Origin of the sequence: Flavobacterium resistens, from assembly GCF_900182645.1 — a bacterium.
Lineage (GTDB): Bacteria > Bacteroidota > Bacteroidia > Flavobacteriales > Flavobacteriaceae > Flavobacterium > Flavobacterium resistens.
On the sequence record NZ_FXTA01000001.1, the window covers coordinates 477,145 to 502,714 of the forward strand.

Annotated in this window: 18 protein-coding genes; 8 read left to right on the plus strand and 10 right to left on the minus strand. The window is 34.6% G+C overall.

Going from position 1 to position 25,570, the window contains the following annotated elements:
* Positions 1-6 precede the first annotated feature (6 nt).
* The 3 genes from FN795_RS01990 (at position 7) to FN795_RS02000 (ending at position 3,276) form a co-directional block, all read left to right on the plus strand.
* Positions 7-1,254 (plus strand): RNA polymerase sigma factor, encoded by a 1,248-nt coding sequence (locus FN795_RS01990; RefSeq protein ID WP_142449124.1) that lies wholly within the window; start codon positions 7-9, stop codon positions 1,252-1,254.
* A 20-nt stretch (positions 1,255-1,274) separates the two neighbouring features.
* The gene (locus FN795_RS01995) at positions 1,275-2,147 is read left to right on the plus strand and encodes a helix-turn-helix domain-containing protein (RefSeq protein WP_142449126.1); all 873 of its coding nucleotides are present in this window, start codon (positions 1,275-1,277) and stop codon (positions 2,145-2,147) included.
* Positions 2,148-2,226: 79 nt separating this feature from the next.
* Positions 2,227-3,276: an alpha/beta hydrolase gene (locus FN795_RS02000; RefSeq protein ID WP_208743570.1), complete on the plus strand. Its 1,050-nt coding sequence runs from the start codon at positions 2,227-2,229 to the stop codon at positions 3,274-3,276.
* Between the two features lie 236 nt (positions 3,277-3,512).
* Here the strand turns inward: FN795_RS02000 and FN795_RS02005 are convergent, their stop codons facing one another.
* Entirely contained in the window at positions 3,513-4,391 is an 879-nt protein-coding gene (locus FN795_RS02005) for an NAD(P)H-binding protein (RefSeq protein ID WP_142449128.1), read from the minus strand.
* An 80-nt stretch (positions 4,392-4,471) separates the two neighbouring features.
* Between FN795_RS02005 and FN795_RS02010 the strand changes: the two genes are divergently transcribed.
* Positions 4,472-4,834, plus strand: a complete 363-nt coding sequence (locus FN795_RS02010) for a winged helix-turn-helix transcriptional regulator (protein ID WP_142449130.1) — start codon at positions 4,472-4,474, stop codon at positions 4,832-4,834.
* A gap of 69 nt (positions 4,835-4,903) precedes the next feature.
* Here the strand turns inward: FN795_RS02010 and FN795_RS02015 are convergent, their stop codons facing one another.
* Both FN795_RS02015 and pdxR read right to left on the minus strand, forming a co-directional pair.
* Positions 4,904-5,341 carry a GNAT family N-acetyltransferase gene (locus tag FN795_RS02015; protein WP_142449132.1) on the minus strand — a complete coding sequence of 146 codons (438 nt, stop codon included), beginning with the start codon at positions 5,339-5,341 and terminating at the stop codon, positions 4,904-4,906.
* Between the two features lie 80 nt (positions 5,342-5,421).
* Positions 5,422-6,888, minus strand: coding sequence for a MocR-like pyridoxine biosynthesis transcription factor PdxR (gene pdxR, locus FN795_RS02020; protein WP_142449134.1), 1,467 nt, complete (start codon positions 6,886-6,888; stop codon positions 5,422-5,424).
* A gap of 76 nt (positions 6,889-6,964) precedes the next feature.
* Here pdxR and FN795_RS02025 point away from each other — a divergent pair, with 76 nt between their 5' ends.
* A complete protein-coding gene (locus tag FN795_RS02025; RefSeq protein WP_142449136.1) occupies positions 6,965-7,396 on the plus strand; it encodes a DoxX family protein in 432 nt (143 codons plus the stop codon).
* A 142-nt stretch (positions 7,397-7,538) separates the two neighbouring features.
* Here FN795_RS02025 and FN795_RS02030 read toward each other — a convergent pair whose 3' ends face one another.
* The 7 genes from FN795_RS02030 to FN795_RS02060 form a co-directional block, all read right to left on the minus strand.
* Positions 7,539-9,167, minus strand: coding sequence for a GH35 family beta-galactosidase (locus FN795_RS02030; RefSeq protein WP_142449138.1), 1,629 nt, complete (start codon positions 9,165-9,167; stop codon positions 7,539-7,541).
* 89 nt (positions 9,168-9,256) lie between these two features.
* The gene (locus FN795_RS02035) at positions 9,257-11,458 is read right to left on the minus strand and encodes an endo-1,4-beta-xylanase (RefSeq protein ID WP_142449140.1); all 2,202 of its coding nucleotides are present in this window, start codon (positions 11,456-11,458) and stop codon (positions 9,257-9,259) included.
* Between the two features lie 12 nt (positions 11,459-11,470).
* A complete protein-coding gene (locus FN795_RS02040; protein ID WP_142449142.1) occupies positions 11,471-12,835 on the minus strand; it encodes a glycan-binding surface protein in 1,365 nt (454 codons plus the stop codon).
* A gap of 36 nt (positions 12,836-12,871) precedes the next feature.
* On the minus strand, positions 12,872-14,503 hold the full coding sequence (locus tag FN795_RS02045) for a RagB/SusD family nutrient uptake outer membrane protein (protein ID WP_142449143.1): 1,632 nt from the start codon (positions 14,501-14,503) through the stop codon (positions 12,872-12,874).
* 13 nt (positions 14,504-14,516) lie between these two features.
* A complete protein-coding gene (locus FN795_RS02050) occupies positions 14,517-17,684 on the minus strand; it encodes a SusC/RagA family TonB-linked outer membrane protein (RefSeq protein ID WP_142449144.1) in 3,168 nt (1,055 codons plus the stop codon).
* A gap of 526 nt (positions 17,685-18,210) precedes the next feature.
* On the minus strand, positions 18,211-19,251 hold the full coding sequence (locus FN795_RS02055) for a LacI family DNA-binding transcriptional regulator (RefSeq protein WP_142449145.1): 1,041 nt from the start codon (positions 19,249-19,251) through the stop codon (positions 18,211-18,213).
* A gap of 103 nt (positions 19,252-19,354) precedes the next feature.
* The gene (locus FN795_RS02060) at positions 19,355-20,956 is read right to left on the minus strand and encodes a Na+/H+ antiporter (protein ID WP_142449146.1); all 1,602 of its coding nucleotides are present in this window, start codon (positions 20,954-20,956) and stop codon (positions 19,355-19,357) included.
* A 330-nt stretch (positions 20,957-21,286) separates the two neighbouring features.
* On the opposite strand from FN795_RS02060, the gene FN795_RS02065 reads away from it, so the two are divergent.
* The 3 genes from FN795_RS02065 (at position 21,287) to FN795_RS02075 (ending at position 25,568) form a co-directional block, all read left to right on the plus strand.
* Positions 21,287-22,765, plus strand: a complete 1,479-nt coding sequence (locus FN795_RS02065) for an ankyrin repeat domain-containing protein (protein WP_142449147.1) — start codon at positions 21,287-21,289, stop codon at positions 22,763-22,765.
* 88 nt (positions 22,766-22,853) lie between these two features.
* Positions 22,854-23,336, plus strand: coding sequence for a DUF2271 domain-containing protein (locus FN795_RS02070; RefSeq protein ID WP_142449148.1), 483 nt, complete (start codon positions 22,854-22,856; stop codon positions 23,334-23,336).
* A gap of 48 nt (positions 23,337-23,384) precedes the next feature.
* Positions 23,385-25,568, plus strand: a complete 2,184-nt coding sequence (locus FN795_RS02075; RefSeq protein WP_142449149.1) for a PepSY domain-containing protein — start codon at positions 23,385-23,387, stop codon at positions 25,566-25,568.
* Positions 25,569-25,570 lie beyond the last annotated feature (2 nt).

Below are 25,570 nucleotides of genomic sequence, written 5' to 3' on the forward strand. Positions count from 1 at the left end.
TTAACAATTTTGGAAAAAGAGCTTATACCCAATTTATTCAGAACAGAGTACCAAAAAATTGTTTCGGTGCTTTGCAGTTTGTTTGGCATTCATCATATTGAAATTGCCGAAGATATTGTAAGCGATACATTTTTGGCTGCTTCTGAAACTTGGGCTATAAAAGGAATTCCAGAAAATCCCACGGCTTGGCTTTATACTGTTGCCAAAAACAAAACCAAAAATCATTTTAAGCGAAATGACATTTTTGAAAAGAAAATCGTTTCTGAAATAAAACACAATTCACCATTGAATGGTGAGGATATTGAAATTGATTTATCGGAACAAAATATTGTGGATAGTCAGTTGGCGATGATTTTTACAGTCTGTAATCCTTGCAATTCAGACGAAGCGCAGATTGCATTGGCCCTTAATCTGTTATGCGGTTTTGGAATAAGTGAAATCTCAGATGCTTTTTTATCTAATAAAGAAGTGATTTACAAACGTATAAATCGTGCCAAAGAAAAACTCAAAGAAGAAAACATCAAAATCCAAAGTCCGAATCCAACTGAAATCTCAGACCGAATTGATACCGTTTTAAAAACAATTTATCTGCTTTTTTCTGAGGGCTACTACTCGACTTCACAAAATACCACACTTCGCAAAGATCTTTGTGCCGAAGCTATGCGCCTGAACTATTTATTAATTCAGAATCAAGCGACAAATTTGCCCGCTACCAATGCTTTAATGGCGTTAATGTGTTTTCATTCCTCCCGATTTGAAGCACGAACATCAGAAAGCGGTGAAATTATTTTATACCAAGATCAGGATGAAAAACTTTGGAATCAGGAATTAATTGACCGTGGCACTTATTTTTTGGGTAAATCTTCTATCGGGGATACACTTTCAAAATACCATCTTGAAGCGGGAATAGCGTATTGGCACACCTTAAAAAGTGATACTTCAGAAAAATGGAAACATATTCTAGAGCTTTACAATCATTTAATTATTTTAGAATATTCTCCAATTGTGGCTTTGAACCGCACTTTTGCCTTATCAAAAGTTATGGGCAAACAAGAAGCTATAATTGAAGCAGAAAAACTAAATTTGACTGATAATCATTTTTATTATTCGCTGCTCGGGAATTTATATATTGATATTGATAATCAAAAAGCAAAAAATCATTTTGAAACGGCTCTTAAATTAGCCAAAACAGTTTCGGATAAAAATATTATCAGTAAAAACATTTTGGAACTTTCGTCCAAAACAAAGAAATAGAAATTAAAATAGCTTTACCAATGCTTAACCATAATTTTTTTGAATCTAATTATAAAAAACTCGGCTTCTTTGCCTTGACTGAAGATTTTGTTGAAGAAATTAATGGTGAAGCTTACAAACCTTATATTAAAGTCCTTTATCTTCTTGAAGGATATTCGGTTACAATCGACTTTAAAAAGTATCAGACTTCATGTCCTTCCCTATTCTTTATCAACAGCAATCAATATTTACAAATTAATAAAGAAGGACAGAAACCAGGCTATTTTATGTATTATAACCGAGATTTTTATTGTGTTCAGATTCATGATGCCGAAGTCGCCTGCGACGGATTATTGTTCAATAATATTTTTGAAATGCCAATGACAGCCATTCCTGAAAAGGAAGTTGTGTTTATCGACGGCATTTACAAGCAATTGCAGCAAGAATTTGATTCACCCGATTCTTCGCAGGAAGAAATGATCAGAACGTATTTAAAACAATTGATTATCAAAGCAACCCGAATTTGGAAAATACAGCAATTGGGCGTTTTGAATGATGAACCTTCAAAAGAAATGGATTTCTTCAGGGATTTTAGCCGATTGGTCGAAATTCATTTTAGAACCAAACATACCGTTGCTGATTATGCTGATATTCTTGGTGTTGCCCCAAAAACACTTTCGAATAAATTCAATCGATTAGAACTTCAACAGCCAAATGACATTATTAAAGACCGAATTATTCTGGAAGCAAAACGACTTTTGGGCTATTCTTCTTTAAGCGTAAAAGAGATTGCATATCAACTCGGATATGAAGATCCGGCCTATTTTAACCGACTTTTTAGCAATAAAGTTGGCGACACTCCGTCGAATTTCAAGAAAAAATACCTTCAAGGGAAAAATGTACAATTAGAATAGACTTTTATCTATTTTTAAGGCTTTATAACCGCCATATCTTTGTCCTATCAAATTATAAATAATTAAAAAGATAAAAGATATGAAAACTATTAAAGTATTACAACAGCGTTTATTTATTGCAGCATTGTTAATCGTAAGTACAATTGCTTCAGCACAAGAAAGACCTTATAAAGGACAAAATGACCCGGAAATTTTTACAGAAATCAGAGGCTTTTTGAATGCATTAAATTCAGGTGATGGAAAACCTTTGGAACAATTGCCTGTCGCAGACGCACGAAATGTATTAGTTGGTGCACAAAAATCGGTTGAAGTTGATTATTCTGGAATTGAAGAATCTGAAAAAGTAATTTCACAAAACGGACTAAAAGTAAAAATTCATATTACGAAACCTAAAGGCGTAAAAGCAAATGCTCCGGTATTTATCTTTATTCACGGCGGTGGCTGGGTTTTGGGAGATTATCCAACTCATAGAAGATTAGTGAGAGATTTGGTTGTTGAAAGTGGTGCAGTTGCTGTTTTCCCAGATTATACTCCTTCTCCAGAAGCAAAATATCCTGTTGCAATCAATGAAATTTATGCAGCAACACAATGGGTTTCTGAAAACGGAAAAGAAATTGGCGTTGACGGTAAAAACCTGGCCGTTGTTGGAAACAGCGTTGGAGGAAATATGACTGCCGCAATTACTTTGATGGCAAAAGATAAAAAAGGTCCGCACATTAAATTGCAAGTTTTATTATGGCCAGTAACTGATGCTAATTTTGAAACTGAATCTTACAATTTGTACGCAAACGGACGTTTCCTTACTAAAAATATGATGAAATGGTTTTGGGATAATTATTTACCAGAAACTTCAAAAAGAACTGAAAAATACGCTTCTCCATTACAAGCTAGTTTAGCTGAACTTAAAGATCTACCTCCTGCATTAGTTCAAACTGCCGAAAATGATGTTTTAAGAGATGAAGGTGAAGCTTATGCAAGAAAGTTAAACGAAGCTGGAGTTCCTGTAACCTTGACAAGATACAACGGATTGATTCACGATTACGGACTTTTAAACCCAATTTCAAATGTTCCTGCTATTCAAACTGCTATTCAACAAGCTGCAATCGTAATCAAAACGACTTTGAAATAATAATCGAATATAAAATTAAAAAATGGGCAGAATAATTTCTGCCCATTTTTATTGCTCAAAAAATTAAAATAGGAAACTGGCTTATAAAAAATATCTTTATTAAATAATCCATACTTTATCTTCAGGCATACTATTAAAATAAAAAAACAAAAAAAATCCTGTGGCAAAAGTAGCAAGTCATAAAACAGAAAAAATCACTATAAATAGTGATTTTTCGTTTTGGATCTTTTTAATTTTTAGAAATTCGAAACAAACTCTTTTGCAAAATCTTCCAATTTGATTTTTCCGTAAACAGCGGTTTTATTTTTCAGAAAATCTCCGGCAATTGCTCCGCTTCTTAAACCTGTTCCCATTTCTGTGTACAAACCTGCAATTTCTTCGGGCAATCCTGCCTGAGCCATGCCATTTAAGGATTGCTCATCGGTAAATTCAACCCAAGGTAATTCTGGTTTACCAATTGCTTCTCCTAAAACTTTTGCAGCATCACCTGGCGTGCGAACGTCGCTAACAATATAACGAACATTTATTCCTGATCCTGTTTTCTCTAATTCTTCTGCAACGGTAGCCGCAATATCTTCTGGATGCACGTACGGAATTACTGTTGATGCTGGGTAATTTGCGCCAATAATTCCCGCTCCTTTAATCATTGGAACATCATGATAAAAATTGGTAAAGAAAAATCCGGCACGTAAAAATGTTATTGAAGTGTTTTCTAACGTTTCGTATATTTTTTCGATGTTGTAAAGTCCGGCGATTGGACCAGTTCCATTTGGCAAATCAGCGCCAATACTGCTTAACATCACAACGCGCTTAACGCCTGATTTTTTGATTGCATTTGCAAAAGCATTTCCTGCTTCAGTCATATTAGCCAGAATATTTGAACCTCCCATATTAGGTGGCGTCATTACATAAACTGCATCTGCGTCTGTAAATGCTTTTTCTAAAAAAATTGCATCGCTCACAGAACCAATTGCAGATTTTCCTCCCAAAGCTTCAATAGCTTCACTTCTATCTGAACTACTGCTAATAACGGTAACTTCATGTCCGGAAGCAACAAGTTTTTTCAATAATGGTTTTCCGATGTTCCCTAAAGAACCTGATATTGTAATTTTCATAAGTATATTTTTTTATTATCTGAAACAAAGGTATATTTGTACTTACTTTTACACAAGTACTTACCCTAAAGTATGCACAAATGACAGCCATCAAAGAATCTTCTACAATTCAGGAAAATAAGCAATATGCATTAGAAAAATGTCCCGTAACGTATGTAATGGAGAAAATTGGCGGTTATTGGAAACCTATTATTTTATATCACCTTTCTGGCGGAAGTCAGCGTTACAGTGAATTAAAAAGAGCGATTCCAGCCGTTAGTGAAAAAATGCTGATTCAACATCTTAAACAACTTGAAGCTGATAATCTTATCATTAGAGAAGCAAAACCTGTTGTTCCTCCTTTTGTGACGTATCGTTTAAGTCCCGCAGGAAACGGTTTGATGCCTGTTATTCAAGCAATGGCAGAATGGGCTTTTATTGATAAAGAAAATGGATTTTTTTAAAGAGACAAAGTAACAAAGTTAAAAGTGCAGTAAAAAGCTTTGTCCCTTTGCTACTTTGCCTCTCTGTCCCTATTTCAGTTTATTAGATAAATGAACGGCCGTTAATGCAAAGCCATTTTTAAGATAGACTTTTTGCGCAGTATTATTTGTGAAACCAGTGTCTAGAACAACATAATCTTTATCAAGAGAAACTGCAATTCCTTCAACATGTTTCAATAATTGTGTTGCAAAACCTTTTCCGCGATGCGTTTCTAAAGTGCACAAATCATCTATATAAATGATATTTCCGCTGTGTAGCGAAGTCATAATTCGATAACCGGCAAAGGCAACTACTTTGTTTTGATCCAATATTCCTGTGATGCTGTATTTTTCGTTTTGCATCATTTCGGCTATAGTTGATTGCCATTTTGTTTTATCCAAATGCGGCCTTAAAACAAAAGCAACATCCCAGCATTGCTCAATTTCTAATTCGGTTTCAATTTTTTTGATTTGATAAATCGTTTCCATAATGTGTTTTTATCCAAAATTACAGCTGTTATCAAAATCCAAAATAATCCAATTTTAAAATCAATACTAGTCCAGAAGTTTTATTGAAGAACCTTCTTCAAAATTACAAAAGCTTTTTCCATTTCATTTTCAGTTAAAGAAGCAAATCCCATTCTGATTGCATTTGTATGGAAAAAATCATTTTTATAAAACTTTCCATTGCTTATTGAAAGTCCTTTTGCAGAAGCATCATTTGACATTTTCTCCAAATTAATATTTTGATGAAAATTTGCCCAGACTGCCAGTCCGCCTTCTGGAATTTTGAATTCAATTTCATTTTTAAAATCAGATTGAAGAATGTCACAAAAATGATTTCGGCGTTGTTTGTAGATTTTTAATGATTTTCTGAAATGCCTTTCCATTTCTCCGTTTTCAAATAGTACTGCAAAAGCTTCCTCCAAAAGCGTATCTCCCTGTCTGTCAATCATTTTTCGTAAAGCTGCCGCAGCTTCAATAAACATGGGAGATGCAATCATAAAACCAATTCGCAACGCAGGCGCAAAAGTCTTCGAAATAGATCCGATATAAATCACATTTTGATTGTGGTCAATACTTGCCAGAGGTAAATACGGTTTGTTTTCGTAATGGAAATCAAAATCATAATCGTCTTCGATAATCGCAAAACGATATTCTTTAGCAAGATTTAATAATTTCAAACGACGTTCCATACTCATTGTAACACCTGTAGGACAATGATGATGCGGAATAATATAAACTGCTTTTATTTTTTTGTCTTTCAGAATTTCTTCCAAATAATCAGTATCCATTCCGTTTTCATCAATCGGTATTCGTTCTAAATTTGCACCGGAATATTTGAAAGTTTCATCGGCAGTTGTAAAACTCGAAATGCCTACAGCAATCGTATCATTCGGATTCAAAATCAATTGCGAAGCCAGATAAATTCCCATCTGACTGCCTTTTGTAATGATAATATTTTCGGGAGAAACTGTTAAACCACGCGTATTTGAAAGATAACCGCAAATGGACAAACGTAGATTTTCTGAACCCATTGTACTGCCATATTTCAGAAAATTTTTGCCATAAAATTTTTTGGACAAACTTCGATATTCGCGCATCAGCTGGTCAATCGGCGCTAAGCGAACATCGGGAAAACCATCATCAATAATGATTTGATCTTTCTGGATGCTTTTTCCTGAGATAATAATTTCTTTCTGAAATTTATTTTCCCAAATAAAACCTTCCTGACGTTGATTTTTATCGTTTTCGGGTAATTTTACTTTTGAAATTATGGGTAATTTAGAAAGTACAAAAACGCCTTTTCTGTCAATTGATTCTGCCCAGCCTTGGCTTATTAATTCTTCATAAGCTAATTTTACCGTATTTCTGTTAATGCCAATGAGTTCCGATAATACACGAGAACTTGGCAATATATCGGACGGTTTCAGAGTTCCGTTCGTAATCAGCGTTATAAAAGTATTGCAAACCTGAATATACAATGTTACAGAAGATTCGCGGTCAATTTGAATTAATGATTTATATGGCAACATCTGGGCTGTAGTTTTTATAAAAATTGGCACACAAATTTACCCAACATATTTTTACTTTTACATAAAAATTATCCAAATGAAAAATATATCCTTATCAAATGCCGGTTTTATTTTAAGAATCTTTTTAGGAATTACCATGCTTTCTGCTGTTGCAGACCGTTTTGGTTTTTGGGGTGCGCCGGGAGCGCCGGGAGTAGCTTGGGGAAATTGGGAAAACTTTATTGCTTATACTCAAACACTGAATTCTTTTGCAAGTAAATCTTTTGCAGAAATTTTGGGTGTAATAGCTACTTTCCTCGAAATTACCTTTAGTCTTCTTTTAATCATCGGATTTAAAACCAGATATGCTGCGTTAGGAACAGCTGGATTAATGTTGCTTTTTGCAGTTTCTATGACAATCGCAATTTCTATAAAAGCGCCTTTGGATTATTCGGTTTTTACCAGTTTTGCCGCGGCATTGACGCTTTCTTCTATTGAAAAAACAACTTTTTCTTTAGATGTAAAGTAACAAACAAAGAGACAAAGTAACAAAGGATTTTGCTCAAACCTTTAAAAGGAATAAACCCTAAAGGGTTTAAAAATCTGTAGGGTTTGCTATATGAAACGCAGTTTAGGCAACTTTGTCTCTTTGTCTCTTTGTGCCTTAAAATTCACTCATATGAGTACAATTTTAATTTTTGAATTTCATAATCGTCAACAGCAATTCTTAAATGTCGGCCTTGATGTGTTTGATCTCCGTTGAAATGGCGAATGGTTTTCCAAATTCCGTTTTCAAAAATTCCCTGATCTATTTTTAGAATTCCTACATTTAGTTCTTTATTTTTTAAAGGCTTAAAAGTCACTACAATTCCGGAGCCGGAAATATAGAATTCATCTGGGGTAATTTCAATTATAATCGCGCTTGTCATTGGCCAAACCGCTTCTTTGGCGCCATCTGACCAATTTAGAGTATAATCATGCTTGAATGTAAATTCATAATTTCCCAACTGAATAATTTGTTGTTGATTTTCTTTGTCCAATAAAACACCTTCAATCTTTCCTTGTCCTTTATTTGCTTCAATAACAGGCGTTAATTGTTTTACCAATTCATAAATTTTGCCCAAAGGTTCTTTCTTCGCATCGGCAACAGATTCAATCGAAAAAGGCGAAAAACCAATTGCTTCATAATGTCCGATTGCGTACAAACCTTTGAACGGCGCAGTCGCATCAAAACGATGTTCTGGAATAAACAATGGATCGCCTTGACGCGTGAACAAGTTATTCCAATGCTTAAAATTAGGATTATAGAAATCGGGTGATAAAAAATCAATTGATTTTCCTGCAGCTTTCCAAACATCCATTACATGAGGTAATGGTCCGGCACTTGGGTATTCGCCCGGTTTCTTTTCGGGTGCATTTAAGGCGGCGTTTACAAACATCGGAATTGAATAGGCTTCTTTTCCTGCTTTTGCCACTTTATTTGTAAATTCTGAAAAATACCAAGCCATAAAAATTTCATCTGTGGAAAGACTTTTTCCGAAGATTTCTTCCCAGTTTCCTTTGGTTTTAGAACCATTTTTTTTCCAGATTTCTAAAAACTCAGGAACTAATTTTTCCTTGTTTGACTGCATGTATCTTAATAAATCAACTGGAACTTCTTTCTTAAAAGCAATATTTGCTTGTGGAGAATAATCTCTGGCAGTTGGTAACATTCCAATTTCATTTTCAACCTGAATCATGATGACGGTTTGCTCCTTTTGATCAAAATCTTTGATGTGTTTCATCAATTTCTGAAAAGCATTCGCATCGGCCGTTAGATTATTTTCGCTGAAAGGCGTCAGGATTTCATGACTTTTATTTTTATCATCTTTGATTCTCGGGTATTTTTTTTGATTTAGCTTCATCCATTCTGGTGCGTGGCTTGACATGCTATTTTTCCAGGAACCAAACCAAAGAAATACTAATTTCAGATTTTCTTTTCTGGCTCTCATAATCAAATCATCAACCAACGAAAAATCGAATTTGCCTTCCTCCTTTTCAATCAATTCCCAATAAATTGGCGTCAATACCGTATTTAAATTCATATCGGTCAGTTTGGTCCAAATTGGCTCCATGCTTTCCATAGTCGTAGCTGACGAATTTCCCAATTCTCCTCCACGAATTATAAATGGTTTTCCATTGACAATCAACTGCGTTTTATTTCCTCTTTTTTGAAAATTTGGAATTTTTTCCTGAGAAAATCCAAACTGAATAAACAGTATAAAAAGCAGAAAAAATCTCTTTTTTAGAAAATATAGCATTCTTATTATTTTAAAAATTACGAAAACAAATAATCCATGCACAAACCCGAAATGGAATTTGTGTCATGGATTATTTTAAAATGAAACTATTACTTTTTTACTAATTCACCAGAGAATCCAGTACTTACATCTTTTCCTGCAAGTCCGTCGGCAGTTCCTTTGTAAGCATGTTTACGAACATAATTTGCATCCCAAAGATTTGGCGACTCATTCGGAAGCCAGAATTCATGCTCTTTAACGCTGTCAGAAACACCCCAAATTGTAATTCCGTATTGCTGTGCTGCCGGAATATACTTTTTGTACATATCGATAACATATTGATACATTGCTGCCTGAGAAGCCTGTTGTTCAACTGTTGGTGTTGCAGTTCCTAATCTGATATCAAGCTCAGAAATTTTAATCAATTTTCCTGAAGCTGCTAATTTTTGGAACATTTGAACAATTTTGTCTTTATCCGTTGTCAACGAAATGTGCATTTGAGTTCCAATTCCGTCAACTGTAGCGCCTTTGCTTTCAATATATTTTACATATTCGATCAATCCATCGCATTTGTCTAATCTTGATTCAAGATTATAATCATTGATAAAAAGTTTGTCTGTAGCATTTCCGTTTGTGCGCGCTAATTTAAAAGCAGTTACAGCGTAATCTTTTCCTAAATATTTAATCCAAGAGAAATAATCTGTAGCTGTATCACCTTCTGTTCCATTTCTTAAAGTTCCATCCTCTTTCATTGGCTCATTTACAACATCCCAAGCAAAAACACTTGTTTTATAATGCGCCATCATTTTAGTGATCCAGTCTGCCATTGCGTTACCAATGATGATTGTTTTTTCAGCATCCGTTTTATCGATGTTTACTGGAGGAGTTGCGCCTCCACTTGAACTTCCGTCAGAAACAACCACATTATCTATATAATACGTTCCTGCAGTTCCTCCTAAGTCAAAGTTCAATCCAGTTTCTGTTCCATTACCTTTAAACTTCCATTCAATCAGTTTCCAAGTTGGTGAAGTTGCTTGATCTCCTTGATAATGCGCTGTTGTTCCAGTTGTTGAACAACGTACAGAACCTGTTGCTTCTGAACGAATCATAAAAGAAATTGTGTAATCTTTGTCTAAAGTTAGCGTAGAAGTAAAATCAGAATGGATCTGTGTTTTCCATTGATTTGCAGCATCGCTTGTAGCATTTACTACTTTCATTGCGCCGTTTCCTTCGTATGCATTTGCAGCACCGGCAAGACTTAAAGCATCGGTTGCTCCATTGTATTTTGACCATCCGTTGATATCTGTATTAAATTTACCATTGGAAACCAAGTTTGTAACTCCTACAGGCGCATCTAAATCAACAACTGCCAAAGTATTAACATCAATCAAATACGTCACATTTGGCAAATAACCCAAATCGATATTAAACTGAAAAGTAGTACTTCCTGCTTTAAAATCGCCTGGAGCCAGTTTAATTTTAACCTGTTGCCAAGATGAAGTTGTTGCAAAAGCTTCTGTCCAAGATCCTCCTGTAGCATACCAATCTTTATAAGGATATTGATTTGTCAAAGATGCATTAAACGAAAGTCGGCCTTTTCCAGCAACATCCGATTTAATGTAAAATGAGATTTCATAATTATGAGCAGCATTAATAGGAACATTTGGTGATGTCAACTGTAAATTATATGCCGCAGAAGATGTTGCGCTCGACTGCAATTGCACTGCCTGTGAAGTACTTGTAAGTCCAGAATTTGCAACCACCGAAATTCCTTTTCCAGGATTATTTCTTGCCCAGTTTGTAAATGCACCGCTTTTTAAACCAGCAATATCTAAAATATTTGTCCCACTTGAACCCGGAATTACCGTTGGCGCGATAATACTGTTCAAATAACTTGCATTTTGATTCGAATGCCAAACTAAAGTGTGACCAAAAACTTTTAAACCTGCTTTCTTTGTTTCGGCAATAAAAGCATCAATTGTGGCAAAATTTATTTCTCCTTTTGAATTTACCATTGCGCCGTGTTTCATCGCGTAACCTGGCGTCACTTCGTCAAAATTTTCATTTACAATTTTGCGGTAAGCGGCATCGCTCATGTATAAATCTGCTCCAATTCCGTTTCCTAGAACGAAATTGGTGTAGTTTTTTAATGGCTCGTAACGGCCAATTTTCTCAACTAATTCTAATGGAAGCTCTGCGCCAGTTACAGCACCATGCTCCGGATCTTTTTCCCAGTCCATTAAATTATCATCACAAGATGATAAAAACATTAAAGACAAGGCAGCTATTGGAAGTATATTTTTATATTTCATTTTGATGCTTTTTTAGTTAAAATCGTTATAAACTGGTGTGTTTAAAGAAACAATTCTCCAGTTGTCTGTGTACACTTTTACAGAAGTTGCTTTTGCAGCAAATTCTACTTCACTTGCAGTTCCTGTAACATCTTTAAGCTTCACATTAGAGTTTTCGAAATAGATTCCGAAATTCTGATAAGTTGCAGCCTCGCGGAATGCCAAAACAGTTTCGAAAGTATAAGCTTCTTTAGACCAAGCATAGAATTTATTTAACGGAATTGTTACAGTCTGCCAGCCAGTTGTTTTAAAATCAACTGATTTTCCGTCAACAATCCACGGAACATAATTATAAACAGCTCCTGCCCATTCTCCTCCATTAAAATTATTAATCATACATATTTTTAAGAAACCAGAATCTTTCCATGCATCTGGAACAAAAACATCAAATTGAAATGCAACTTTATCAAGAGGTGTATTTGCTGGAATATATGGTGTTAATTGTGTTCTCCAATTATCTACTCCGTTTCCTGCAGTCCAAACTTCTGAAAGACGATTTTTTCCAGCATCAAAAGAAGCAATACGAGCTGGACGATGCGGAACATATTTTCCTTGTGAAACTGTACCAGTTCCAATTGTGGCCGATTCCAAATCTGCTGGCTGAATCATACTTGTGCTTGTTCCCCAATATCCGTGTTGTCCTTGTCCGTCAAAATTAAGAAGCAATCCTTTTTTGAAATTGAAATATGCCGGAGAGTAAACTCCACCGTTTGAACCTTCAACAAATAATGAACCTCCATTATCTGAAACGCCGCTTGGCATTTTAACAATAAAGAATTCACCGTCAGGATCTGAAACAATTCCTGTTGTTACCGTAACATTTCCAGGGAAAACAACCTTTTTTATCTCTGTTAATCCCGAACCAGAAACCGTAATAATTTCACCTGGATTAGGCATTGTATTCGAAATAGCAGTAATTGCAGGTTTGCCTGAACGAATATCAAAATTGAAAGTCGTTTCAGTATTATCATTTACAAAACGAATTGTATTTCTTGCTGCAGGATCTGCTTCAATTGTTGGCGTGTCAGCAGAAACACTAACAATCATTGAATTATCAGAAACAAAAACAACATTAAAATAGGTTGAATATCCGTTTATAAATACTCTTCTTAATCCTGTAAATCCAGAACCTTCAATACGTAATGTCTGACCTAAACGGGCGAAACTCACTTCTCTGTCAGGAACAGTTGAATTTACATCTTCCAGAAATACTTTGCTTATTACTATTTGTTTACTTGCACCGTCACTATTGTCGCAGGCAGTAAAAAGCATGCTAAAAACCATCATCCCAAGAAATGCGATGGGTGCCCAATACTTTTTATTTAAAATATATTTCATATAATCTTTCTTTTAGATTTATTATTTTCAGTCTGATTAGAATAAGTCTTTGATTTTTTCTTCTGTAAATTGATACGGAACCGGATTTTCTCTCAACAACGGATTCTGAACCAATTCAGATTCCGGATAAGGCAAAAGGAAAATAGTGGCATCAATCACGCCAATAGAACGTGTACTATTGCTTTTTGAAGGATCTATTGAAACCGCATTTGTCGCACTATCATACAAAATTGGCACAATAGTTCCTCTATTTTGAGCCGTCACATAGTTTATTACTTCCTGTTGTTTGTAGTATGATCTACGAACCAAATCATACCAATATTGTCCTTCCATACATAATTCTACTCTTCTTTCGTGAATAATATCAGCATAAGTCAAAGTTGTTTTTGGATCAAGTCCTGCACGCAAACGAAGCGCATTTACTCCTGCAATTGCTAATGCATCAGCAGTTGAAGCATTGTTTCCTAAAGCAGCTTCAGCATAATTCAAATAAACCTCTCCTAAACGCAACATATAAGTATTTAAACCTGAATTCATACGAGTTGTTTTCGGATTGTCTTTCGTAGAACCTACAACGCCTTTTTTCACGGTTAAGAAATCTTTTGTATGATCAACCGTATAGCCTCCATTTGATTTGTTTATTTCTGCATAAAAATCATCATCACCCATCCACGTTGCTTTACGACGAGCGTCTTTAGATTCATATTCTTTCAGAACATCATAAGAAGCTCTTGTCCAGTAACCCCAAGCTGCGTCATCTCCTGTAATATCAGAACCTAAGGCAAAATACGCCTGTTGTGTATTGTTTACTCCATAATCACCGTTTGGAACCCACTGAAGTGCAAACATCGATTCGGGATTATTGTTATTGTCAATTTTAAACAAGTCAGCATAATTAGCCAATAATTTGTACGGCCCAGAATTGATTACTTTTTCGGCTGCTTTTTTAGCCAAATCAAGATATTCTTGTTTTCTTGTACCGCTGTTTGGATTATCGCTTACTCCAGAAAAAGACAAATAAACACGAGAAAGCATTCCGTAAGCGCTATATTTTGTCAAACGTCCAGCCTGACCCGCTTGTTCCGGAAGATATTTTGCAGCAAATTCTAAATCACGAATTGCAAATTCATAAACATCTTTCATCGGGCTTTTGTTTACAACTGGATTTTTAACCAGTTCTCTTGGATCTGTAGAAATAATAGCGTCACCCCAAAGTGATGCCAAATACCAATAGGCAGTTCCTCTCATAAAACGAGCTTCGGCAATATATTTGTTTTTAATAGTCGTATTTACGTTACTATCTGAAATACCAATAATGACATTATTAGACTGTTGCACAACATTATATAATGATCCCCAAGCTGAAACTAAAGGCCCAGTCAATCCTGTTTCAGACAAGTCTGTAAAAGGATAAACATAATCTGAATATGGTGCATATAAATTATCCGAACGTCCATCACCTAAACCATAATAAAATTTGTCATTAAAGTCGAACCAAACTTTATTGTAAAGCGGTCCAGTCGCAGCCTGAAAATCGGCTTCTGACTGATAAAAGTTTTCTTTTGTAATTTGATCTTCGGGTTCAACATCTAAAAGATCACTGCAACTAGTCCAAACAAATGGTAATGCGATCAAAAGAACCGAGTATAATATTTTTTTTGTTTTCATCGTTAGCAATATTTTAGAAATTAACATTTAATCCAAGTGTAGTAATCATTGGCGAAGGATAACGCCCGTTATCGATACCTGTTAAAAGAGCATCTTGATTTAACGAACCAACTTCTGGATCATACCCTTTGTATTTCGTGAATGTCAAAATATTTTGAGCATTTGAATACACTCTGATATTTGAAATTCCGTATTTAGAATATAATTTCTGAGGCAGATTGTATCCAATCGAAATATTTTTAATTCTCACATAAGAACCATCTTCTATAAATCGGTTGCTGAAACGGTAATTTGATGACGAAGCCGCTGATGAAGCTGCAATCCTTGGCATATAAGGATCTCCTCCAACAATGTGAACATTACGATAATCGTTTGGTCCTGTTGGATCAATTAATTCTAATTGTGCATATCCTAAAGCTGAAGTCAATAAATTTGTGTTTTCACGAGGGTTTTCTAACCAACGTCTTTGGTAGTTTGCAACATCATTCCCGTAAGAACCCGTTACCAAAACACTTACATCAAAACCTAAGAAAGAAAATGAGTTATTAACACCAAAAGTGAAATCAGGATTTGCATTACCAATATAGTCGCGGTCTTTTTCATTAATTACACCATCTTTATTGATATCTTCAAAAATATAATCTCCAATCCAAACTCCGTTTTCACCAATTTTCATTCCTTCAGGTAAAGCAGTTGGCTGTACTACACCGTTTTTATCTTTATAATAAAAGTCAGTAGCATTTTCAAAACGACCGATTACTTTGTATCCGTAGAATTGACCAATTGGCTCCCCAACAGCTGTACGTGTAACAATCGTCACATCAGAACCTTGCTGAATGCTTTTATTCAAAATTCCTGTTTCAGTATTTAAGGCAAGAACTTTACTTCTGTTCATTGAAAACGTAACATTTGATCTCCAGGTGAAATCTTTTCTGTCCATGTTCAAAGTATTCAATGTAAACTCAACACCTTTATTTTCAAGCGAACCAACGTTTACCCAAGGAGAAGATGTTGCGCCTTGTCCTGTTGTACCAACATATGCAGGAAGAGGCAATTGTAAAAGCAAATCATTAGTCTTTTTATAGTAAACATCTGTAGTCAATTCAATTCTGTTATTCAAAAATCCTAAGTCAAGACCTATGTTTGTCTGAGAAGAAGTTTCCCATTTTAGATCCTTATTTGCTGTATTTGCCGCAAGAAGTCCTGTTCCCCAATTTGTTGCAGAAGCATTATATGTTGAAGTATAAGCGAAGTTTGGTACATTTTGGTTACCTACTTCTCCCCAACCAACACGTAACTTCATATTGTTGACCACTTTACTGTCTTTTAAAAATTCCTCATTTGAAATTTTCCAGGCTACAGCAGCAGATGGAAACCAGCCCCAACGATTTTCTTCAGCAAATTTTGAAGAACCGTCACGACGAATAGTCGTTGTCAATATATATTTATCACTGAAAGAATATATTAATCTAGCAAAATAAGATTTTAAAGCACTTGTATTACTTGCATTTGAGTTTTTAGCCGTTGTCGCATCACCAGCATTTAAGTCTGTTGCTCCATTAGTCAAATATCCTGAACGATAACCGTAAAGATTTTCCCAATGTGACTCTTGCATCTCTTGAGAAACCATTGCATTAATATTGTGCGAACCAAAAGTTTTATTATAATTCAACGAATTTGTCCAAAGCCAAAAATCACTATTTGATTTTGTTCTTGTTCCTTCTCGCACATCATTTACAAGTGCTCCAAAAGTATAAGAAGGGCTGAAAGTATAATTATTAACGAAACTATAATCTAAAGAGTATTGTGTTTTGAATTTCAAGTCTTTTGTAAAACTGATTTCAGCATAAGTACTGGCTCTCATATTATAGTTAATATTATGATTGTCTTTGATAGAAGCCAGACCAATTGGGTTGTTTTGAACAAATTCAGTTGTATCTGGACCGTCAAAAGTTCCGTCAGCATTACGCACAGCAACGTTTGGAGTTTGCTTAAGTGCCGTCAGAATCAAAGAATCATCAGTAACCGTTGTCTTTTGGTTTGTTTTGCTCATTGCAAAATTTACACCCACTTTAAAATAGCTTTTTAATTGAGAATCAATAACCCCTCTTAAGTTGAAACGGTCAAAACCAGATCCGATAGCAATACCTTCCTGATCCAAATACCCAATTCCCATTGCATAAGTTGTTGCATCATTACCTCCAGAAGCTGATAAGTTATAACTCTGCATCAAAGCAGTTGTGAAAAGTTCTTTTTGCCAATCCGTTCCTTCTCCTAATAAATCAGGTCTGATGAAAGTATTGTCACGTTGAACAATGCCTAAATCTGAACGCGTATTTTTAAGCGTACCATATTCTTTCAAATTTAGCAAATCCAAGTGTTTCGGAATTTCCTGCCAGCCTACATAACTGTCGAAATTAAGCGCTAAATCTCCTTTTTTTCCACGTTTTGTGGTAACGATAATTACTCCATTTGCCGCTCTTGATCCATAAATCGCAGTTGCTGAAGCATCCTTTAAGACATCCATCGAAACAATATCTGAAGGATTGATAAAAGATAATGGGTTTGAAGTCGTAGAACTCGCCGTACCATCGATGATAACACCATCAATTACATATATAGGTTCATTTGATCCATTCAAAGAACTGATTCCACGAATACGAACTGAAGAACTTGCTCCTGGCGCACCACTGTTTGCCTGAATCTGCACCCCAGCTACACGTCCTTGCAAAAGCTGATCGACAGTAGTTGTTACCGATTCCGCAACTGCTTTGCTTGATATAGAAGATATGGCGCCGGTCAAATCGCCTCTTTTCATGGTACCATAACCTACTACCACTACTTCTTTCAAGTCATTTAAATCTTCTTCAATGGTAACATTTATTTTGGTTTGATTGGCAACAGCTACTTCTTTGCTTTTGTATCCAATGAAGCTGAAAACCAAAACACCGTTAGCCGGTAATGTGTGAATGGTATAAGCTCCATCAAAATTAGAAACTGTATTAATATTAGTTCCTTTTACAATGATGTTAACTCCAGGAATTGGTCCATTTGCATCTGAAACTACTCCAGATACTGTGGTTTGAGCATTTACTGCGGCAGAAAATACAAACATCAGGAACAGCATCCCCAGATTTTCAAAGTATTTCCATTTGCTTTTAGTAATTAAAAAGTTAGTCATAAATGGTTAATTTAATTAGTTAATAGTTTGGTTAGTTGGTTATTTTTTGCAGACTTATATTTAGTATAACATTTGAATCATAATGAATCCAAAACAAATCTTTATTTGAACAAATATATATAAAATGCAACAACACACAACCGGTTGTGCAATTTTTTTGTTTGAATAATTAAAAAAAACACCGTTTTAAAAACATATAATATAATTATTTTACTAAATTTTTAAATATAATACAAAACACCAGTATTTAATTACGAAAACGTTGTAGATAAATTAATGATTGAATCGATTAGTTAAAAAAAATGTAAAAATTAAAAATCTGTTTTCTTTTAAAATCTACTTACAATTATAAGATAAAGGAAATTGTAAGTAATCTGACAGTTGTACTTAAGCATTGTGGGAAAATTGTAAACGAATCTATTTTATTCAGAAAAATAGACTTAAAAGGCAATCGGTTGCTCATAAAGGCAAAAAATCCCGCTATTGTAATAGCGGGATTTTATAGTATAGAAATTTAAGCCTTAAATTACTTTGTGTCTTTTCGATGTGATGATTCTCTAACCAAAACTTCGGTATTTAAGAATGTAATTTCCTGAACTTCACTCTCTTTAAGTGATTTTAAGTTTTTTATGATGATTTCTGCAGCTGCTTTTCCCATTTTTTCTGCCGGATGGGTAATTGTCGATAAATTAGGATCGATAATTTCAGAAATTGGATCGTTATTAAAGCCAATAACCGCTAGATCTTCGGGAACTTTTATTCCTCTTTTTTTCGCAGTCTGAACGGCGCTTACCGCTATAATATCTCCCGATGCAAAAATTCCGTCTGGAATTGGTTTCAAATCAAATAATTTATTGCTTGCTTTTACTCCATCTTCATAAGTAACCGATTTCAAATCAACAATCAATTCCTCAATTATGGGCAAATTATGATCTCTCAGGGCTTCCATATAGCCTCTTCTTCTTTCATTATACAGATTTCCAAATTCGGCGCCAGCAGTCAAATGCGCAATTCTAAGACAGCCTTGCTCAATAAGGTGTTTTGTCGCTTTATAACCAGCCGAATAATTATCAATTACAACTCTAAAAGTATTGTAATCTTTTGGAACCCTGTCGACAAATACAAGAGGAATATTATTATTTGAAAATTGTTCAAAATGAGATGTATCACGGGTTTCCATGGCAAGCGAACAAATCACACCGCTCACACGGTTGCTGTACAGTGATTTAGCCATATTTACTTCATCTGCATACGAGTCATGCGACTGCATAATAATTACAGAATAGTCAGATTTTTGTGCTGTAATTTCAATACCGCTAATTAATGATGATAAAAACGGCTGTGTAACCGTTGGAATCAAGACTCCAATGGTTTTTGTTTTATTACCGCGCAAACCTGCTGCCAGAGTATTAGGAACAAATCCCATTTCTTTGGCTGCCTTTTTGACTTTTTTTATGGTTTTATCACTTATTGAATGATGGTCTTTTAAAGCTCTTGATATTGTGGAAGTTGCTAAATTCAACTTCTCTGCAATATCGTAGATCGTTACATGTTTATTCTCTTCCATGAAATAAATAATATGAGATGTAAATATAAGTTATTTTACAACATTATATGATTTCTAAATTTGACTTGAGTTAATTGCCTAATTATCTAATTTTCAAATTATCTTATTCGTCATACATTTCCATCCAAAGTCGTGTTTCTTCAAGATCTAGCTCTTTTTCTATTTTTCTAAAAATCTCTTCGTTTACAGCACCATTTTTATGCATTACTTCTAGTTTAGCTCGCTCAACATTCAACAGATCAATCTGAAGTTTTGTAAAATCATTAAAAATCTCCCCTCCCATTACATTTCCTTTTCCAAAGAAATTTGCAGGAAGTTCTGTTTTCTGCAAACGATTAAATTTTACTTCATATTTGCTTTTAATATTATGGAGTAAATCGTCATTAAGCAATGAAAAATTATCTTCAATGTGCGCAATAGTCTCAGAAACAATCACATTCCGAATTTGATATTCTTCGGCCAAAATAGAATAAGGTTGTAATTTTAATTTTCGAATAAGCAACGGAAGTGTAAGTCCCTGAATGACCAATGTAGAAAGGATCACACAGAAAACTAAATAAATTATTAGATTACGAAATGGAAATGCTTCTTTCTCGCTTATCATTAATGGTAAAGCCAATGCAGCAGCCATAGAAACCACGCCACGCATTCCAGACCAGCCAAAAATAATCATATTGCGATAATCAAATTCTTCTTTTTCACGGATTCGTTTGCTGAGAAATCTCGGAAGCAAAGTTGCCGGAACAATCCATAAAAAGCGCACCAAAATAACAACAGCACTTATACTCGCTCCCCATAAAAACAATGCAGTTCCCGAATAATTACTGATTCCTCCAATAATATGACGCAACTGAAGTCCGATTAAAATGAAAATCAGCCCGTTTAAAATATTCGTCAAAATATTCCAGATCGTTCCAGCCATCATACGGCTTTCATGAGTAAAAATTTTACCAGATCTGGCTGAAAGAAAAAGACCTGTTGTCACAACCGCAAGCACTCCCGAGCATTCAAAATGTTCTGCAATTAAATAAGATGCAAAAGGAGTTAAAAGTGTCAGCGTCGCCTCGATTATATCATCACAAACAAATTTTGTATGAATAATGCTCATTACATATCCAACAAGCAATCCTATTGCAATTCCTAAAGTCGACATGATAAAGAAGTTCAAACCTGCTTCCCAAAGCACAAAATTTCCCGCTACAATAGCTGTAAGAGCATATTTATAAGCTACAAGTCCGCTCGCATCATTAAGTAAACTTTCACCTTCAAGAATCGCAATTAATCTCGGATGCAATCCAAGTCCTTTTGTAATTGAAGTTGCTGAAACTGCATCGGGAGGCGAAACAATTGCGCCAAGCAAAAATGCTAACGGCCAAGAGATATCATCTATAAGCATATGTGCCGCTAGAGCAACGGCAATTGTGGTAAACAAAACCAGTCCGACAGCTGCGAGTGTAATTGGGCGAATTGTTTTTTTAAACTCAAACCAACTCGTGTACCAGGCTGCATGATATAAAAGCGGTGGCAAAAATATAATGAAAACTACTTCGGGATTTAGGGCGATGACCGGCAAATCCGGAACTGTGCTGATTGCCACACCGCAAAGAACCAATACAATAGGAATTGGAAAATTATACTTTTTGCTTATTAAGCTTAAAAAAGCGACTCCAAACAGTAACATGATAATTACGGTTATATTCTCCATGCAAAAATTGTTTTTGGGTTTTTGAATTTTAATTCCATTCGGAAACGGCCACTAAATTACTATTTAATGAGAATTATAGCCATTTTTGTTTTATAAAATAAATTTTGAACTGAATTAAACTTTTATCTATCTTATATGTCTTATAGAAGAAAAAAAATCTTAAAATATGCTTAAGACCAAAGTTTCTGAGCCAAATAAATTGATTTACTGAGATTAATTTTTACATTTGCGTTATTTTTATTTATTCTAAATAGAATCATTTATTACAAATGATTTAATCCATAAAGAATAAAAAAGTTTAACTAATTGAAAAACAACAAATACCAAAATATGAAAAGGAATATCTTTCTTTCTTTAGCATTAACTACCGCTTTATTTGTTAATGCTCAGCAAAAAAACACATTATTAGAAGCTTCATTTTGGAAAACAACTCCAAATACAGAGACAGTTAAAGCTGAAATTGCAAAAGGAAACAATCCTGCAGAAGCTAATGCAAATGCTTTTGATGTTACAACATTAGCCATTAACAATGATGCGCCTTTCGCTACTATAACATTCTTATTAGATCAGCCAGGAAATCCTATAAACAAATCTACACACGATAATCGTATTTATTTGCACTGGGCAGCTTACAGAGGCAATACCGAATTAGTAAACTATTTAATATCAAAAGGATCTGATGTTAATTTTGAAGACAGTCACGGAACTACGCCACTTGTTTTTGCTGCAGGCAATGGACAATCTGATCCAGCGCTTTACGAAGCTTTTTTCAAAGCAGGAATCGATCCGAAGAAAAAATATAAAGATGGAGAAAACTTGCTTCTCTTAGGAATTCCATCTGACAAGGATTTAAAACTTGCCGATTTTTTAACGACAAAAGGTTTATCTCTAAAAGATACTGATAAAAATGGCAGCACTGCATTTGATTATGCAGCCAGAACGGGTAATATCGTTCTTTTGAAAAAATTATTAGACAGAAAAGTAAAAGCTACTGACAATGCTCTTTTATTTGCGACGCAAGGAAGCCGTAGAGAAACGACTTCGCTTGAAGCTTATAAATTTTTAGTTGAAGATTTAAAATTAAAACCAACTGTAACTGCAAAATCTGGAGATAATGTACTTCATTTATTGGCTGGAAAACCAAATCAAAAAGAAATCATCGCTTATTTTCTTTCAAAAGGCGTTGATGCAAATAAAATAAACAATGACGGAAATACACCATTTATGGTTGCTGCAGGCGCGAGAGAAAATGGCGCTTTAGAATTGTTATTACCAACGGCAAAAAACATCAATCTGCAAAATCCAAAAGGAGAATCGGCTTTGACAATGGCAGTGAAATCAGGAACTCCTGAGGCTGTTGCGCTTCTTTTAGGGAAAAATGCTGATGCTAACGTTCTTGATAAAGACGGAAATAATTTAGGTTTTTACTTAGTTCAAGCTTACAGACCAGACCCTAAACAAGATACTTTTGATGCTAAAGCAAAACTATTACAGGAAAAAGGATTGAATCTTGCTGCACCTCAAAAAGACGGAAGCACTTTATATCATTTTGCAGCTGCAAAAAACGATCTTTCTTTGCTTAAAAAATTAGCTTCTTTAAACATCGACGTAAATGCAAAAAATAAAGACGGAATCACTGCACTTCATAAAGCAGCAATGGTTGCAAAAGATGACACTATCTTGAAATACTTGCTTTCAATTGGTGCTAAAAAAGAACTTACAACAGAGTTTGACGAAAGCGCTTATGCATTAGCAAAAGAAAATGAGTCTTTGACAAAACAAAACATATCAATCGAATTTTTAAAATAAATTTAAAAAAGTTATGAATTATGAGTTTTGAGTTCAATTCGTAACTCACAATTCTTAACTCATAACTCATAATTCATAATTAAAACACATGAAATCAATTCTAAAAATCGCACTTACAAGTGCTCTTATCTGCCTTATCTCTTTTCAGTCTAATGCACAAGCAAGCAAATATAAATGCATGCTTCAAATGGCAAATTATATGGGAGAAGGTGCATATATTGTGGTTTCTTTAATTAATCCAAAAGGCGATTACGAGAAAACACTTTATGTAATGGGAGATGATAAAAAATGGTACAAATCATTAAAAGAATGGAACAAATTTCATACTGCAAAAGGCGATGATGTTAGCGCTATCTCAGGAGCGTCAGTTACTGGAGGGGACCGAAGTGTTACCACTTTTGAAATCGATGATGCTAAAATCAATAAAGGATACAAATTACGATTTGAATCGGCTGTTGAAGATCAAAAATATTATGTAACTGATTTAGAAATTCCATTGACGACAGCTGGTCTTGCTGATAAAACTGACGGTAAAGGTTACATCAGATATGTAAGATTAAACAAAATTTAATACCTTACATTCCAGATTTATATTTGATTACCTTTTAGCTTACATTCAATGACTCTTTCTTTTTGGCGCTACACACACTTAGCCTTGGCTTTGTTTTCTTCTTTGTTTTTACTGCTGGCATCCGTTACAGGAATTATTTTAGCCGTAGATGCTGTACAGGAAAAAACTTTGCCCTACAAAACAGAAAATTTTGATACCTTAACTTTAGGTCAAACGCTTCCTGTTTTAAAAAAGAAATATGCTGAGATTACCGAATTAAGTGTCGATTACAATCAATTTGTAACGCTTCAGGCAATTGATGAAGATGGAAATGACATCAATGCTTACATTGACGCTAAAACAGGGAAAACATTAGGAACTCCTGCAAAAAAAAGTGAATTTATTCAGTGGATTACAAGTCTTCACCGCTCTTTGTTTCTTCATGAAACGGGGCGTTTTTTTGTTGGCGTAATTTCGTTTTTATTATTCCTGATTGCAATTTCAGGATTTATGCTTGTTTTGAGCCGTCAAAGAGGAATTCGCAATTTCTTTTCGAAAGTAATCAAAGAATATTTTGCGCAATATTATCATGTTGTTTTAGGAAGATTAGCTTTAATTCCGATTTTAATTATTGCTCTAACCGGAACTTATCTCTCGCTTGAAAGATTTAATTTTTTCATGGGAGATGAAAAAGCAAAACCTGTAAAAACCGAACTTTCAGCAGAAGCTAAAAAAACTTCAATTTTTGAAAAAACGCTTTTGAAGGATGTGAAAAAAATCGAATTTCCTTTTACAGATGATCCGGAAGAATATTATATCATTGAATTAAAAGACCGCGAAATTGAAGTGAATCAGGTTACAGGTGCTGTAATTACTGAAAAGCTTTCGCCAATGTCACTTCAATTAGCAGCATTGAGCCTTGATATTCATACAGGAAGAATAAATGCAATTTGGGCTGTTATTCTCGCAATTGCTTGCTTAAATATTCTGTTTTTCATTTATTCGGGTTTTGCAATAACTTTAAAAAGAAGATCAAGCCGAATTAAAAACAAATTCAAAGCTGCAGAAAGTTCTGTTATTCTTTTAGTTGGTTCAGAAAACGGAAGCACTTTGCGTTTTGCGAATGCTATTCTGAAACAATTAATCGATCACGGGCATAAAGCACATATTTCGGAATTAAATAATTTCACTGTTTTTCCAAAGGCAGAACATATTATAGTTTTCTCATCTACTCATGGTTTGGGAGATGCCCCATCCAATGGAGGGAAATTTATTTCATTACTAAAGAAATACAATCAAAACCAGAAAATTAGCTTTTCTGTTGTTGGTTTTGGATCAAAATCGTATCCGGATTTTTGTGGATTTGCTATTGAAATCGATCAGCTTTTAGAACAGCAAAATTGGGCTGAGCGCTTTTTAGAATTGCAAACAGTAAACGATAAATCAGCAACCGAGTTTGTAGAATGGATTAAGTTATGGAGTACCAAAACTGGAATTTCATTATCAACAACGCCATCCGTTTATAATCATGTCCCAAAAGGACTTCAGAAATTAATGGTTTTAGATAAAACATTGGTTTCTGAATCGGAACAGACTTTTTTAGTTACTTTGCGCGCCAATATGAGAGCCAAATTTACTTCTGGAGATTTACTGGCGATTTATCCCGCAAACGACACAAGGGAGCGCCTCTACTCGATTGGAAATCATTCTGGAAACGTACAATTGGTTGTCAAACTTCATCCGCACGGATTGGGTTCTGGCTTCTTAAATGATTTAACGCCTGGAAAAATTATCAAAGCAAGAATTATCAATAATCAAGCTTTTCATTTTCCAAAAAAAGCTTCGAAAGTAGCTTTAATTTCTAACGGTACTGGAATTGCGCCTTTTCTTGGAATGATTGAACAAAACAAGAAAAAAATCGAAACACATTTGTATGCTGGATTCCGAATGGAAACAGAAATGGTTGCTGGATATAAAAAATTTACTTCTGAGATGATTCAGAAAAAACAGCTACAAAATTTTCATCTGGCTTTATCGCGCGAAGCTGAGCATTTTTACGTGATGGATTTAATTAAAAAAGATGCCAATTTCTTTGTTGATTTGTTAAGAGAAAATGGCATTATCATGATTTGCGGTTCTCTCGCTATGCAAAAAGACGTCGAAACTATTTTAGATGAATTATGTCAGGCAAATGGACTAAAAAATGTATCCGAATATAAAAATAATAGACAATTACTAACCGATTGCTATTAAAA

What these genes read in the sequence shown, in the direction of transcription:
- FN795_RS01995 (WP_142449126.1), top strand. Translation starts at nt 1,275, where the DNA reads ATGCTTAACCATAATTTTTTTGAATCTAATTATAAAAAACTCGGCTTC.
- FN795_RS02000 (WP_208743570.1), top strand. Translation starts at nt 2,227, where the DNA reads ATGAAAACTATTAAAGTATTACAACAGCGTTTATTTATTGCAGCATTG.
- FN795_RS02005 (WP_142449128.1), bottom strand. Translation starts at nt 4,391, where the DNA reads ATGAAAATTACAATATCAGGTTCTTTAGGGAACATCGGAAAACCATTA.
- FN795_RS02010 (WP_142449130.1), top strand. Translation starts at nt 4,472, where the DNA reads ATGACAGCCATCAAAGAATCTTCTACAATTCAGGAAAATAAGCAATAT.
- FN795_RS02015 (WP_142449132.1), bottom strand. Translation starts at nt 5,341, where the DNA reads ATGGAAACGATTTATCAAATCAAAAAAATTGAAACCGAATTAGAAATT.
- pdxR (WP_142449134.1), bottom strand. Translation starts at nt 6,888, where the DNA reads ATGTTGCCATATAAATCATTAATTCAAATTGACCGCGAATCTTCTGTA.
- FN795_RS02025 (WP_142449136.1), top strand. Translation starts at nt 6,965, where the DNA reads ATGAAAAATATATCCTTATCAAATGCCGGTTTTATTTTAAGAATCTTT.
- FN795_RS02030 (WP_142449138.1), bottom strand. Translation starts at nt 9,167, where the DNA reads ATGCTATATTTTCTAAAAAAGAGATTTTTTCTGCTTTTTATACTGTTT.
- FN795_RS02035 (WP_142449140.1), bottom strand. Translation starts at nt 11,458, where the DNA reads ATGAAATATAAAAATATACTTCCAATAGCTGCCTTGTCTTTAATGTTT.
- FN795_RS02040 (WP_142449142.1), bottom strand. Translation starts at nt 12,835, where the DNA reads ATGAAATATATTTTAAATAAAAAGTATTGGGCACCCATCGCATTTCTT.
- FN795_RS02045 (WP_142449143.1), bottom strand. Translation starts at nt 14,503, where the DNA reads ATGAAAACAAAAAAAATATTATACTCGGTTCTTTTGATCGCATTACCA.
- FN795_RS02050 (WP_142449144.1), bottom strand. Translation starts at nt 17,684, where the DNA reads ATGACTAACTTTTTAATTACTAAAAGCAAATGGAAATACTTTGAAAAT.
- FN795_RS02055 (WP_142449145.1), bottom strand. Translation starts at nt 19,251, where the DNA reads ATGGAAGAGAATAAACATGTAACGATCTACGATATTGCAGAGAAGTTG.
- FN795_RS02060 (WP_142449146.1), bottom strand. Translation starts at nt 20,956, where the DNA reads ATGGAGAATATAACCGTAATTATCATGTTACTGTTTGGAGTCGCTTTT.
- FN795_RS02065 (WP_142449147.1), top strand. Translation starts at nt 21,287, where the DNA reads ATGAAAAGGAATATCTTTCTTTCTTTAGCATTAACTACCGCTTTATTT.
- FN795_RS02070 (WP_142449148.1), top strand. Translation starts at nt 22,854, where the DNA reads ATGAAATCAATTCTAAAAATCGCACTTACAAGTGCTCTTATCTGCCTT.
- FN795_RS02075 (WP_142449149.1), top strand. Translation starts at nt 23,385, where the DNA reads ATGACTCTTTCTTTTTGGCGCTACACACACTTAGCCTTGGCTTTGTTT.